The organism is Parabacteroides sp. HGS0025 (genome assembly GCF_000969845.1).
GTDB lineage: Bacteria > Bacteroidota > Bacteroidia > Bacteroidales > Tannerellaceae > Parabacteroides > Parabacteroides gordonii.
The window spans coordinates 134970-147251 of the sequence record NZ_KQ033905.1; the positions used below are offsets into that span (position 1 = coordinate 134970).

Here is a 12282-nt window from a genome sequence, read left to right on the forward strand (position 1 = left end):
AATTAATTGTATAAAAACTCTTTGATTTGTTGTACTGATTCCATTAACGTTTCTTTTTCAAATGGGTGAGTATTTATAAGCTCTAAGGCTTCATTCATTTTAGGTATATATTTATTATAAAAAGCCCATTCGTTGGTTTTATAACAATACATTGCATATATAATAGAGGTATGTACTCCCCATTCTTTAGCTAGTTTTTCAATATTATAATGTGATGTAATATACCCTGATGCAAATTTTAATCGGGATTCATTTAATAAATATTCACAAGCAAAATTATCTGCTTGTTCTTCATTCATTAAAAATATGTCTCCCTCATTATTGCTAATATGATACGTCTGTTTTTTGATTTCATCAAAATCAAAAAGTACATGATGTAGTTCATGTAAAAGAGTAAACCATAATGTAGGATAATTATTTTGTAAATTAGAAAGTACAATACATGGTTTATCATTTATTATCATGGTAGCTCCTCTAACTTGTATTTTTTCTAAGCTTGGTTGATATATAACTGTGACCCCAATACGAAATAGTGCTTTCAGCACTCTAATTAGACCATTTTTTATATCTCTTGTGTATGGTCTGATTTTGGGTATTAGTTCAACTAGTTCTTTTCTTATGTATGGATTGGGATTTGCAATAGATTTAAATTGGATAAACGCAGATTGTATCCAAAAATTACGCATTAAATCATTCGAGTTTCTTTTAGAGCGACTAAAAACGGGAAGCAAAGAATTTTCCGAGTAACTGTAAATATTATCAATGTCAAAAAAACGTTTGATTTTATCACTCATATCTTTAGATGAAGCATTGGAATTAAAAAACTTCATCTTAACAAGGATAGATACATCAAAATTTTCAACGATATATCCTGCTTCTCTTGCTCGTTGGATTTCTCCTATTTGTTTAGGAGCTAATTCTGGTACGTAAACTTTTATTAGGTCATTAACAGACAGACCTAAAAAATGAGCCAATTTTACTACATTTATGAAATTGATTTGTTTAGCAGTTCCATTTAATATAGGATTTATAGTTTTAGAATCCATTCCTAAAATTTTCTGAATCTGCCTATCTGATAAGTTTAGTGAATTTTTCTTTTCTTTATACAAATCCTTTAAGGATGCAACCTGACCTATATCGATTGAAGATTGAACAGCTGCATCAATTACTTTACTAAGTTCTATGTCTATATTGTCCATATTTGCAGAAAATTTTCTGCAAATATAAAGAAATAGGTCAATACTTCCTAAAATTGTGAGGAAAATTTTCCTCACAATTTTAGGAAGTATTAGTTCTATAAGTATGTATTAAGTAATCTTTTGTTATACAGATAGTTGTTTTTCAACGGCTTGCATATCCCTTAGTATCGTTTGGTCTAATACCTTTGCATAATGCTGTGTCATTCGGGTGGATGAATGTCCCAGCATTTTAGCCACGTTCGGCAGTGACACGTTGTTAGCCAACGCAATAACCGAAGCGAAACTGTGCCGGGCTGTGTGGATAAATCACAGAAAAGCAAGGGTAAGATGACGTAAGAAGCAGAAGAGATAACACGTTTGAAATGAGTTGATTTGCGTAGATTTACGGTAATCTGAAATATTCAAAGCAAAGCGGATGTAAGCAGTATTTCAGTTACCAAATCGTTAACCTGCCAGTTACCGAAAATAAATAGGTAACAGAAGTAGATCGAAGAACTTTAATTATGGTTCTTTTGTTCTGAATTTCAGTATTTTGCGTAATAAAGAGCACTTATATAACAGGTAACTTTGCCTATGGCAAAGCCCACAAAAATATAAGTGTAATGAAACAAGAAAAATTCAAGGTGTTGCTCTACCTCAAAAAGAGTTCTCCCGACAAATCGGGCAAAACCCCTATCATGGGGCGTATCACTGTCGGCAAGTCTATGGCACAGTTCAGCTGTAAGCTATCCTGTACTCCCGACCTTTGGAATCCACGCGAAAGCCGCCTGAACGGAAAAAGCCGTGAGGCGGTGGCTACCAACGCAAAGTTAGACAAGCTGCTGCTTGCAGTCAATGAGGCTTACGACACACTCATCGAGCGAAAACAACCCTTCGATGCGGAAGCTGTGAAGAATCAATTTCAGGGAAGTATGGACACTCAAATGACCCTGATGCGGCTATTCGACCGCCATATCGAAGAGGTAAAAGCGCGTGTCGGTATAGATTATTCCCACCGTACTTTACCTAACTATCTCTACACCCGAAAACGCTTGGCGGAGTTTATCAAAAAGAACTCCAATTCGACAGACCTTGCATTCAGCCAGCTTAATGAGCAGTTTATCCGAGAATTTCAGGATTATATAATTCTCGATAAAGGGTTGAGTGTGGAAACTGCCCGACACTATTTGGCATTACTGAAAAAGATTTGCCGGATAGCCTTTAAAGAAGGGCATTCCGATAAACACTATTTCGCCAACTATCCTTTGCTGAAACAGAAAGAGAATCCGCCAAGAACTCTTAGCCGTGAAGAATTTGAAAAGATACGGGATTTGGAGATTGAAGAACACCGCTGGTCGCACATTACCTCTCGCGATATGTTTCTCTTTGCGTGCTATACCGGGACTGCCTACATTGATGTAGTAGCCATCACAAACGATAATTTATCCAAAGATGATGCGGGCGACTTATGGCTCAAATACAAACGAGGCAAGAACGGTAAACTTTGCCGTGTAAAGCTGTTGCCCGAAGCTATTGAGTTAATTGAAAAGTACAGGAACAAGTCGAGGCAAACTCTATTCCCTAAAATGGAGTACAATACGTTGAAATGGAATCTTCAAAGCATACGTCAAATGCTTAATATCCCTGTACTGACCTACCACATGGGGCGGCACTCGTTTTCGAGTTTAATTACGCTCGAAGCAGGCGTACCTATTGAAACCGTTTCAAAGATGCTCGGTCATTCGGATATAAAAACCACACAGATATACGCCCGTGTTACCCCGAAAAAGCTCTTTGAGGATATGGACAAGTATATCGAAACAACCCAAGATTTAAAATTAGTTCTGTAATCATTAAAAATACAACTATCATGCGTAGTACATTCAAAATATTATTTTACATCAATAAAAACAAAGTAAAAACTGATGGGACAACGGCTGTCCAGTGCCGAATTACCATTGACGGCAAGCAAACGGTTATCTCAACAGGCATCTACTGTCAAATAGAAGATTGGAACGCTAAAAAAGGCGAGATTAAAGACGAAAGAAGCAACAATCAGCTCATCGCATTTCGTAACCGTGTCGAGCAGTCCTATGTTACTATTCTCAAGGAACAGGGGGTTGTCAGTGCTGAACTGCTTAAAAATACGGTTACCGAAGTAAACTCCGTTCCGACCCTATTACTGGAGGCAGGCGAAGTAGAACGTGAGCGATTAAGATTGCGTTCTATTGAAATAAATTCCACCTCTACCTATCGGCAATCGAAGGTTTCTCAAAGTAACCTGCGAGGATTTCTTCTTACCCGAAAGCTGAAAGATATTGCTTTTATAGATATTACCGAAGAATTTGGCGAGAGATACAAACTCTACCTAAAGAGTAAGGATTATAGTTCGGGACATATTAACCATTGTTTTACTTGGCTGAATCGGCTTATCTATATTGCCGTTGATCGGGAAATACTTCGGTGTAATCCTATTGCCGATGTGCCGTATGAAAAGAAAGCTTCTCCAAAATTGGAACATATCAGCCGGAACGAGCTGAAAACGATTATGGAAAATCCCCTGCCCGACAAATGGCAGGAATTAACACGCAGAGCCTTTATTTTTTCTGCTTTTACCTCCCTTGCCTATGTTGATATTAAAGGGTTATATCCCCGCCATATCGGAAAGGCAGCAGATGGACGGCGTTATATAAAGATCAATCGTAAAAAGACCGATGTTGAAGCCTTTATACCTTTACACCCGATTGCCGAACAGCTTTTATCGCTATACAACACAACGGATGAAACTAAGCCTGTGTTTCCACTACCCAATCGCGACCAGTTATGGAACTGCATCCATGAAATCGGCTTCCTTGCAGGCGTGAAGGGCAATCTCAGCTATCATCAAAGCCGCCACACGTTTGGGACACTTTTGCTTTCGGCGGGTATTCCTATCGAGAGTATCAGTAAAATGATGGGGCATACAAATATTTCAACCACTCAAACCTACGCCAAAGTAACGGATGATAAAATATCGGAAGATATGGATAGGCTGATTGAGCGGAGAAAAGCAGTATAAGACCGTTCAACTAAAAGCCCCCGAAATTATTTGATTTCGGGGGCTTTTGATTAAATACAAAGCAAGCTACTCCCATGCTTCGCGGTAGTTCTTTTCCAGTATGTTTTGTATGTCCGATTCCCGATACAGGGTTTTACCGCCGAATTGAATGTAAGGGATTTTTCCTGCGGTACGATACTCCTGCAAGGTTCGGCGGCTGACTTTTAACCTTTCTGCCACCTGTACATCAGTCAGAAAACGCTCTCCGTTCAACATTGGTTTATAATCTATTAATGCTGTTTCGATATTATCTAACATTTTATCGAGTGAGTGGAAAAACGCTTTTATCCGTTCGTTTTCTTTAGTTATAACCTCATTGCTCATTCTACTGTAATTTTAAGCTGTTAATGACCTTTTCCACATCTTCGGGCTTGTAATACATCTTCCGATGTATTTGAGTATATGCCAATTTACCAGTATCACGTAACGTTTGCAATGTGCGGGGACTGATGTTCAGAATTACGCATACATCCTGATTATCCAACCATTCTTTAAGCTCTTTGCCCTTATGCTGTCCGCATAGTATATCCACCTTTCGGGCAAATGCCTCGAAACGCTCCATCATAGCCTCAAAAGTTCGGGCTTCTATATTTATTATCTCCATAGTGATTTACCTTTTCGTTAATACTATGATTACGGGAGAACAAAGATAAATCATTAAAATACAGCATATACCATGTCTTTATTGAGTGGTAGCTTTCGTCTGCACTTGTCTATACCTAAACGTGCATCCTGATGTAACCAGCGGCGGTTAAATCTGCCGTTTTTCGTACTCCCTTTTCGGATTATTCGGGAGTAATTTCTTTTGATTTTTTCGCCGAACCGTATCTTATAGCTTCTTCCTCTTTAGCGGAATGCCGACTTAGCCGATGAAGTGTTCGATTTCATGCGCGAAAGTATTTCCGTGTTCTTCACGCCGAAGACAAGTTCGAGCCGCAAAGCGGTTTCGTGAAAAATCTTCCTCTTTCCCTCGCGGGCGAGCGTATTTTATCCCGAAAAACTTGCATCGGCTAAACACTACCTTTCTCTGCCCCTGAAACTCGATCACTCATAACCGGCTCCGATACGGCATAGCGTTCAAAAAAAAGTCAGAAATTATGATACGGACAGCAGAAAAAAATAGGAAACAACGATTCTCAAACCTTCCAATCAGCATAGGTTCGATTTTGAAAATAGCTTTTGTAGTTGCGGGTTTTGCCCTTTGGGGTTGGTCGTTCGTGGCGGTGGTAGCAGGTATTTACCTACTGTGGAACATCACTAAAGGCGTTATAATCTTTCTTCTTTCCATTGCCGTGATTGTTGGCTTTATCCTCCTTTTGACAGTATTAATTTTTTAAGACACAAAGACATGAGCAATCTATTAGAAATCAACAATCAAGAGGTCGTAGCAAAAGCAAATTGTACACTCGTGGCATATTCTACAAAATCGGTCGCTGTATTCGGCGATACACAACCGATAATCAACCAACTCAAAGAGATGGGGGGAAGTTTCAACAGTAGGTTGACCCTAAACGGCAAAAAGGTAGAGGGGTGGATATTCCCAAAGTCAAAAGAGCCACGTTTAGCCTACTATTTCGGATTAGACTAATATTTAACACATCAAGACAATGAAAACAATAATAGCGACAAAGTTTGTAAAGTGGGATGTTCCCGAATTAGAAACGCTGAAAGGCTCTAAAGTATATCTACTTCGTGAGAAAGTAAACGCAGGGGAAAATTTAAGCAGGGAAGAAAAAAACTGGATAGCCGAAAACGTAAACCACAATAGCTATTTCAAAAACGCTATACCCTTACAGGGTTATCGTTTCGACTTTTCCGAAATACTAAAAACCTATGTAGTGAAGCAATACGGCACATATCAAGAGTACCGAGCAATCGACAAAACAAGCCTACGTGCCATGCTTTACGGAAGAATTGACAAAATAATCGAAGTAAACTAATACGACCATGACAGCAAGCAAGATGAACAAAGACGGCGTATCTGTATGCGCCATAGGACAGGAGAACTACGAACGCTTTTTAGCGGGAGCATTTCGAGGTAGCTTTTATTACCAGTATGATTATCGCCACACGGACGGCGAACTGTTCAGCACCGTAGCCCAATCGTTGGAAACGTGCAGGGAACGGCGGGATAAGTGGCTCGAAAAGAAAGTAAATAATCAATAAAAATTTAAGGACATGAAAATGATAGAAGTAAAGGACATTATAATCGGAAATCGCTACCTCATTTCAGGCGATTTACAAAATGGGTACATGGACGGAAAGCCGTATATCTGCCACGAAGAAGTTACACGCGCTATCACTCGCATAACCGATACCCATGTTATTTGCGAATGTGGCAGACAGTTTTTGAAAAATCAAAATTTAAAGATTGTAGAATATTAATAAATCAAATTTCAATTCATAAACAGTAATTAATCATTAAAATTTTAGAGATATGAAAACGACAGTAAACAACACAGCAACAGTAAACACAAGCGTAATGCTATCCATGAACCTAATCGAGCCGAGCAACTACAATGCACGCAAAACCTTTGACCCTGTACAGTTGGATGAACTGGCGCAGAGCATCAAAAACAACGGTCTGATACAACCGATAACCGTGCGACAAAAGGGCGAACGCTATGAGATAATTTGTGGCGAACGGCGATTTAGGGCTTCTATGATGCTGAAACTTGCGGACATTCCCGCTATCGTTCGGAACGTGTCGGACGAGGAAGCATATGACCTCTCTATTACCGAGAATTTACAGCGGGAAGATGTACCACCAATGGAAGCGGCAGAAGCCTATAAACGCCTTATAAATACCAAAAGGTATGATGTGCCGAGCCTTGCCCTAAAATACGGCAAAAGTGAGAAGCATATCTACCAAATGCTCAAACTGTGCGACCTTATCAAAGGTATTGCCGAACTCGTAAGGTCAGGTAAGCTGACCGCATCGGCGGGGATAGTCCTAAGCAAGTACGACAAGAAAACACAGGAAGCGGTGCTAAAAGACCGTTTAGATGAGGACGGAAAAAACGAATGGTATCATATTTCCGCTACCACCTTAGACAGCCGTATAAAAAGTTACTACACAAACGATGTAATAAGCAAATTTAAAATCATCATATTTCGGTAAAGTTAAATCATCACATTTTAGTCGAGACAATTGGTTTATACTATTGTTTATTTATAGCACTGCTGTTTATCTATGTCTGGGGGTACCCCCAGACATAGATGGTTTTTTTCCGTCTTCAAAAATAGATTTTCGATTTCCCATCCGATAGCTTTGTCCTGAGAGTTTTATTACCTCGCAGCGATACAACAACCTGTCAAGGATTGCCGAAGCAAGGACTTCGTCATCCAGCGTTTTTGCCCATTCGGTGGGAACCTTGTTGGTGGTAATTATCAGCGATGCTTTCTCGTGCAGCGTGTTGATTAGGTTGAAGAAGCCGGCGGCATCTTCTTTTTTCACCGGGAAGAGCATGATGTCGTCAATAGCCACCAGATCGGCTTTAAGCAACCGGTTGTAGGCGGTCATTGCCGAAGGCATCAGGCTTTTCATTTTGATGGTATTAATGATATCCTCCATCGTAACCATATACGCCTTATATCCTTGTTGTATAGCCTCATATACGAGTCCTGCGGCGATGAAGGTTTTCCCTGTTCCGGAAGGACCCATGAGTATTATGTTGTAATTCTGCTCGAGCCATCCCAGCCGTCGCAGATCACGCAGCCCGGGTGCGGTTATTCCTTGCGAGTAGTTGTGGTCGAAAAGTTCCAGATCATGCCGTGCAGGCAGAGCCGCCGCTTTGAGGCGTCGCTGGAAGTCTTTGCCATCCCTTTCCTGCACCTCACGGTTCAGCAGGTCGTGAAGGAACTCGACATGGGTCTTACCCTGTTCTTGGGCTATGTGGGATTCTGATTCCAGCAGACGCGGAAGGGCATATAGGCGTAAACGAGAGCACAGGCTTTTGATTTGTTCGTTTATTGTCATACGAAGAGGGTGTTAAAAGTGGATAGGTCGGTTTTCTCCGGGAGCATGGCCGACATGTCGGCTTGAGGAACAGCTTCGGTTTCCTGTCGGACATCAATAAGAGGCTGTCTACCCCGGACTCTAAGGGTCTCTGCCACCTCCATCAGGTGGCATCCATTGAAGACACTTGCCTCAAGGCACTTGGCAAAGGCTTCGACAAGTGTGGCGCCGGAGTATGCCCTATGGTGCCGGGCAATGAACTGGAGATTGTCGCGGTAGTTACGGGCCTTATGTAAGCGTAACTGCGACAGATAGGCATCAATCGTTGCACTTTCGGGAAGTGTTTGGCGAACGGAGGCCTCATATTCGTCCAGTGATGCTTCGCGGTCACGTCGATGCGAGGTGTTACTTATCAGCCGTCCCTTCTCCTGGCTTATCTTGTGGGTGGCAAGAGTTTTACCCGTCTCATGACTGTAGATATGCAGGCTGCCTTCTTTTTCTTCCAGATAAACCAGTGTCTGATGACCGTTGTAAGTTCCTGTGGGTACTGTGTAATAGTTTCCCCTATAGTTAATCACGTTGTCCTTTCGCACATGGTGTGGCGCCAGTTTTTCGCAAGGAACTGTAGGAACCCCTTTATAAGGCATAAGATGTGGTTTCTCTGTCCTGAACTCCTCAGATGGAATACGTCGGATGCCGTGATGTTCCGTACCGTTAGCCGTGCGGTCCAGCCAGCCAAGCACGTCCCGGTTGAGTTGCTCGATACCGATAAATTCACGACCACGCAAGAAGTTGTACTTTACATATTTGACTACGTTCTCAATCTTCCCCTTGCTCTGGGGATCGGACTTGCGGCAAAAGACCGGCTCGAAACCATGTTCACGTATCAGGACGCGGAAGCCACCGGTAAGAAGAAGGTCACCCAGATTTTCTTTAACCAAAAACACTTTGTCCTGATCATACACTATTTTCTCAGGAATACCTGAGAAGAACGCAAAGGCCAGTTCATGGGCATACACCGCAAGGGCTGTAGTAAACGGCGTACGGCTAAAATAGACGAACTTATACCGGCTGCGGCTCAGCGACATTGCAAAGAAATAAACTTTTAATGATTCCCCCTGAGGCGTCCTCATCCACCGCTCCCCGAAGTCGCACTGAGCATATTGCCCATAGCGCGTCTCAGGCTGCTTTTCATAGGGACGGAAACTACTTTCTTCTTCTTTAGGAAGATCATGGATCAAACGCACACGGTGAACGAAATTGAACACTGTCTTGGGCGTTACTAACGGTAGATCCGGAAAGTTTTCCTTTAACCGGTCATGGATCTGAGGGGCAGAAAGAAAGGACCATTTCTTTAGCTCATTCACCACATAATCTTCGTAAGGGTCAAGCTTATGACCGTAATGACGGTCATAGCTTGCACTGGAGATAAACTCGTCTTCGCTCAGCGAAAGATATTTGCTCACTGTCTGACGATGAAGACCTAAAACTAAACCTATCTGGGTCTTGTTGAGACCGTCTGAAAATAATTCGTTAACTTTGTTCCACATGAGATACTTCTTTAACTTGGAGGTCTCGCACATAGCATTGTAATTAGGAGTTTGCACTACAAAATTACAATGCTATTTTTTTATCTAATTATGTCGATTTTACTTTTCCGATTTTTGACGATTCAAAGTTACTGGTTACAAACGACCTCGACAGCTACGATTTTGACAAAACCGAGTGTCTGAAATGTAACTTTAATTCCAAAAATTACGACCTTTTTGCGGGTAGCGATTGCGGGAAGAATTGCGGTCTGTGTGCCAATAAAAAATGTTTGGAAGCCAAAAATACGCTCTACCTTGTAGATAAGGCGCAAGAAGTAGCCCAAGCCGACCCGAAACTCGTATTTATAGGCGACCAATACGGCAGGGATAGTGAAGCAGTCCAAAAAATCAAAAAAGCGGGATATGAGTTTAAGAATGTACAAACCTACAATCTTAACCGTTTCCCGAAAGAGCCGACCGCACCCGAAGCCTCCAAATACGAGAAGCCCGAAGATTTGGAAAAGGCACAGGAGCGTTACAGCAAGGAGCAGACCTATTTTGAGAATAAGACCCAAGAACTCGACAGCCTCAAAGAACAGGGTAAAATCCGTGTCTATGCCGATATAGACAGCAAAGATATTAGCTTGTATTACAAAGAGGTAAACAGCAAGGACACCAAGACTAACGAGCAGATAATTACCGATCTCAAAGCGAAAAAGGTACGCAACAACGAAATTGCTAAGGAAAAAACCGCAGGGGATATAAAGGAACTGCTCCGCACGGAAAAACTGCCGAAGTCGGATTTTACCGCCGATGAAGAAAAAGCAATGTATTTCTTTATGCTCTCAAAATTGCGTAAACACAGCTACCCCGCCGTAGGGTTGAAAGAAAACGACTATTACGGCAATTTGTCGGATGAGAAGACGCAGAAAATCGTTGCCAATCTTACCAAAGAACAAAAAACTGTTATCCGCCGTGATTATTTGTATAGCCACTTGACCGAGCGAACAACCACCGTTTCGGGAATACAGGGCGGTATGATGTTGGCATTTGCCACGCAACACCTACCCGAAAAGACAGCAACCATAGAAGCCCAATACAGTGAGGAATACGGCAAGAAGAACGCCCGACTGGACGAACGTATAGCAGGGCTGAAAGCACAGGAGAAACAGCCTAAAATGCCTCTTAAAGCCGATAAACCCAAAGGAAAAGCGGAAGCCAAAGCGAAAAAAGCAGATAAGGCGCAGACTGCCAAGAAAAACGCCACACCCGCCAAAGTAAAGGTAAAAGAGGCAAAGAAAGAAGTAGCACCGAAAGCAACCGTAACAGATGCCATACCGACACCCACAGCGGTAGCCGTTGTTCCGAAAACGACAACAGCATTAGCGACCACACCCAAACCTAAAGCGGTAGCCGTTGCGGTCTAAACCATAGTATTAACAAGGGCGGGAGCAATCCCGCCCATAAAACACAACAATATGACAGTGTATGTTTTATTTCAGACCGATGTCTGGAAAACGTATAGTAGCCGTGTATTTTTCGGCGTGTTCACCTCAAAAATAAAGGCGATAGATGCAGCTAAAGAAAACAACCTATACGTCTGTGATGCGGAGGTGGATATAGTCGAATGTGAAATTGATAAATTCGAGGAAGTATGAGAACACACCGATTTTGTAAACATTGCGGTACGCAGGTACGAAAGGAAACAAATTTAGATTATCCGTTCTATTGCCCCCGATGCAATGAAAATATGTATCGTAGCGAAACCCTTTCTAAACGTGAGATAAAAAAGTGTTCACAGAAAGAGCCTAAATACGAGATTTCGCAGGGCGTTGAACGCCTATATTCCCATGATATTGAATGGTGGTTAGACGGCGAAGAACTCACTTTTTCGGAGGTGGACGAAGAACATATTTGTTCTTTGCTCAAAGAGAATTTTGTTGCTGGGGAATTGTGTAGCACAACCCCCGACAGGGACGAAGTTTACGGATGGTGGAACATTAAACGATACTAAATATGACGATAAACGTATATATCGGCAATCCTGTTATTGCCAACCATGAACAGTATTACAAACTGGAGGAACTGCTACATGAAATAGACCCCGACTGCGAAGCGGTGCATTTGCTTCCCAATCGGTTAATTATTGAAAACATACGCCGTAGAACGTTCGTATATCCATGCAATCCAACAATGGAATGGGTGGCTGACCGACTGCGTAGCATGGTCGAGAATGGGCTGTAAGTGCCTTTGATAACGATTTTAAGGACTTATGTCCGGGTAGAGAAAACTTTGCCCGGACTTCTTTTTCCATGAGCCATTAGCAAGGCTTTATGCGGGGAAAAAGAAGCAAAAAGCCAATGTTTGAGGGTTTTGTCGACTAAACCCTACAAAATGAAAAATCCGATGGTTTATGATAGAGGGCACTGAAAAAGTCCTTTTTATAGCAATCGGCTTCTAATTAGTCAGCACATATCCACCAATATATTGGGATATGTGCTGACTTTTTCTTATCTTTAT

At 41.8% G+C, this 12282-nt stretch carries 16 protein-coding genes and 1 pseudogene; 11 read left to right on the plus strand and 6 right to left on the minus strand.

The genetic code is table 11. The features are described from left to right. Nucleotides 1–2 precede the first annotated feature (2 nt). Both HMPREF1212_RS24710 and HMPREF1212_RS26820 read right to left on the minus strand, forming a co-directional pair. Entirely contained in the window at nucleotides 3–1199 is a 1197-nt protein-coding gene (locus HMPREF1212_RS24710; protein ID WP_016277458.1) for an ImmA/IrrE family metallo-endopeptidase, read from the minus strand. Nucleotides 1200–1322: 123 nt separating this feature from the next. After that, nucleotides 1323–1499: pseudogene (locus tag HMPREF1212_RS26820) on the minus strand (tyrosine-type recombinase/integrase); the annotation flags it as partial. A 302-nt stretch (nucleotides 1500–1801) separates the two neighbouring features. Between HMPREF1212_RS26820 and HMPREF1212_RS24715 the strand changes: the two are divergent. After that, on the plus strand, nucleotides 1802–3028 hold the full coding sequence (locus tag HMPREF1212_RS24715) for a site-specific integrase (protein WP_046151525.1): 1227 nt from the start codon (nucleotides 1802–1804) through the stop codon (nucleotides 3026–3028). Nucleotides 3029–3048: 20 nt separating this feature from the next. Then, the gene (locus HMPREF1212_RS24720; protein WP_046151526.1) at nucleotides 3049–4236 is read left to right on the plus strand and encodes a site-specific integrase; all 1188 of its coding nucleotides are present in this window, start codon (nucleotides 3049–3051) and stop codon (nucleotides 4234–4236) included. Between the two features lie 66 nt (nucleotides 4237–4302). Here HMPREF1212_RS24720 and HMPREF1212_RS24725 read toward each other — a convergent pair whose 3' ends face one another. Continuing rightward, nucleotides 4303–4599 carry a helix-turn-helix domain-containing protein gene (locus tag HMPREF1212_RS24725; protein WP_046151527.1) on the minus strand — a complete coding sequence of 99 codons (297 nt, stop codon included), beginning with the start codon at nucleotides 4597–4599 and terminating at the stop codon, nucleotides 4303–4305. A 1-nt stretch (nucleotide 4600) separates the two neighbouring features. Next, the gene (locus HMPREF1212_RS24730; RefSeq protein WP_046151528.1) at nucleotides 4601–4879 is read right to left on the minus strand and encodes a helix-turn-helix domain-containing protein; all 279 of its coding nucleotides are present in this window, start codon (nucleotides 4877–4879) and stop codon (nucleotides 4601–4603) included. Between the two features lie 493 nt (nucleotides 4880–5372). Between HMPREF1212_RS24730 and HMPREF1212_RS24735 the strand changes: the two genes are divergently transcribed. From HMPREF1212_RS24735 to HMPREF1212_RS24760, 5 genes are all read left to right on the plus strand, one after another. Further along, nucleotides 5373–5612, plus strand: a complete 240-nt coding sequence (locus HMPREF1212_RS24735; RefSeq protein ID WP_046151529.1) for a hypothetical protein — start codon at nucleotides 5373–5375, stop codon at nucleotides 5610–5612. Nucleotides 5613–5882: 270 nt separating this feature from the next. Next, entirely contained in the window at nucleotides 5883–6215 is a 333-nt protein-coding gene (locus HMPREF1212_RS24745; RefSeq protein WP_046151531.1) for a hypothetical protein, read from the plus strand. Between the two features lie 7 nt (nucleotides 6216–6222). Beyond that, nucleotides 6223–6441, plus strand: a complete 219-nt coding sequence (locus HMPREF1212_RS24750; RefSeq protein ID WP_046151532.1) for a DUF3873 family protein — start codon at nucleotides 6223–6225, stop codon at nucleotides 6439–6441. Nucleotides 6442–6453: 12 nt separating this feature from the next. Then, nucleotides 6454–6660, plus strand: a complete 207-nt coding sequence (locus tag HMPREF1212_RS24755) for a hypothetical protein (protein ID WP_046151533.1) — start codon at nucleotides 6454–6456, stop codon at nucleotides 6658–6660. 52 nt (nucleotides 6661–6712) lie between these two features. Further along, nucleotides 6713–7396, plus strand: coding sequence for a ParB/RepB/Spo0J family partition protein (locus HMPREF1212_RS24760; protein ID WP_082099988.1), 684 nt, complete (start codon nucleotides 6713–6715; stop codon nucleotides 7394–7396). Between the two features lie 66 nt (nucleotides 7397–7462). Here HMPREF1212_RS24760 and istB read toward each other — a convergent pair whose 3' ends face one another. After that, a complete protein-coding gene (istB, locus tag HMPREF1212_RS24765; RefSeq protein WP_046151534.1) occupies nucleotides 7463–8254 on the minus strand; it encodes an IS21-like element helper ATPase IstB in 792 nt (263 codons plus the stop codon). Continuing rightward, the gene (gene istA / locus HMPREF1212_RS24770; RefSeq protein WP_046151535.1) at nucleotides 8251–9783 is read right to left on the minus strand and encodes an IS21 family transposase; all 1533 of its coding nucleotides are present in this window, start codon (nucleotides 9781–9783) and stop codon (nucleotides 8251–8253) included. The genes istB and istA overlap by 4 nt, the downstream gene beginning before the upstream one ends. 269 nt (nucleotides 9784–10052) lie before the next feature. Between istA and HMPREF1212_RS24775 the strand changes: the two genes are divergently transcribed. The 4 genes from HMPREF1212_RS24775 to HMPREF1212_RS24790 are packed head-to-tail and all read left to right on the plus strand — an operon-like array spanning nucleotide 10053 to nucleotide 12006. Then, entirely contained in the window at nucleotides 10053–11189 is a 1137-nt protein-coding gene (locus tag HMPREF1212_RS24775) for a hypothetical protein (protein WP_046151536.1), read from the plus strand. 51 nt (nucleotides 11190–11240) lie between these two features. Beyond that, nucleotides 11241–11420 carry a DUF7336 domain-containing protein gene (locus HMPREF1212_RS24780; RefSeq protein ID WP_046151537.1) on the plus strand — a complete coding sequence of 60 codons (180 nt, stop codon included), beginning with the start codon at nucleotides 11241–11243 and terminating at the stop codon, nucleotides 11418–11420. Further along, nucleotides 11417–11776, plus strand: coding sequence for a hypothetical protein (locus tag HMPREF1212_RS24785; RefSeq protein WP_157317138.1), 360 nt, complete (start codon nucleotides 11417–11419; stop codon nucleotides 11774–11776). Before HMPREF1212_RS24780 ends, HMPREF1212_RS24785 begins: the two co-directional genes overlap by 4 nt. Nucleotides 11777–11778: 2 nt before the next feature. Continuing rightward, a complete protein-coding gene (locus HMPREF1212_RS24790; protein ID WP_046151539.1) occupies nucleotides 11779–12006 on the plus strand; it encodes a hypothetical protein in 228 nt (75 codons plus the stop codon). Nucleotides 12007–12282 lie beyond the last annotated feature (276 nt).

Excerpts from the sequence above, each read along its gene's own strand:
- HMPREF1212_RS24710 (WP_016277458.1), bottom strand. The coding sequence starts at position 1,199 with ATGGACAATATAGACATAGAACTTAGTAAAGTAATTGATGCAGCTGTT.
- HMPREF1212_RS24715 (WP_046151525.1), top strand. The coding sequence starts at position 1,802 with ATGAAACAAGAAAAATTCAAGGTGTTGCTCTACCTCAAAAAGAGTTCT.
- HMPREF1212_RS24720 (WP_046151526.1), top strand. The coding sequence starts at position 3,049 with ATGCGTAGTACATTCAAAATATTATTTTACATCAATAAAAACAAAGTA.
- HMPREF1212_RS24725 (WP_046151527.1), bottom strand. The coding sequence starts at position 4,599 with ATGAGCAATGAGGTTATAACTAAAGAAAACGAACGGATAAAAGCGTTT.
- HMPREF1212_RS24730 (WP_046151528.1), bottom strand. The coding sequence starts at position 4,879 with ATGGAGATAATAAATATAGAAGCCCGAACTTTTGAGGCTATGATGGAG.
- HMPREF1212_RS24735 (WP_046151529.1), top strand. The coding sequence starts at position 5,373 with ATGATACGGACAGCAGAAAAAAATAGGAAACAACGATTCTCAAACCTT.
- HMPREF1212_RS24745 (WP_046151531.1), top strand. The coding sequence starts at position 5,883 with ATGAAAACAATAATAGCGACAAAGTTTGTAAAGTGGGATGTTCCCGAA.
- HMPREF1212_RS24750 (WP_046151532.1), top strand. The coding sequence starts at position 6,223 with ATGACAGCAAGCAAGATGAACAAAGACGGCGTATCTGTATGCGCCATA.
- HMPREF1212_RS24755 (WP_046151533.1), top strand. The coding sequence starts at position 6,454 with ATGAAAATGATAGAAGTAAAGGACATTATAATCGGAAATCGCTACCTC.
- HMPREF1212_RS24760 (WP_082099988.1), top strand. The coding sequence starts at position 6,713 with ATGAAAACGACAGTAAACAACACAGCAACAGTAAACACAAGCGTAATG.
- istB (WP_046151534.1), bottom strand. The coding sequence starts at position 8,254 with ATGACAATAAACGAACAAATCAAAAGCCTGTGCTCTCGTTTACGCCTA.
- istA (WP_046151535.1), bottom strand. The coding sequence starts at position 9,783 with ATGTGGAACAAAGTTAACGAATTATTTTCAGACGGTCTCAACAAGACC.
- HMPREF1212_RS24780 (WP_046151537.1), top strand. The coding sequence starts at position 11,241 with ATGACAGTGTATGTTTTATTTCAGACCGATGTCTGGAAAACGTATAGT.
- HMPREF1212_RS24785 (WP_157317138.1), top strand. The coding sequence starts at position 11,417 with ATGAGAACACACCGATTTTGTAAACATTGCGGTACGCAGGTACGAAAG.
- HMPREF1212_RS24790 (WP_046151539.1), top strand. The coding sequence starts at position 11,779 with ATGACGATAAACGTATATATCGGCAATCCTGTTATTGCCAACCATGAA.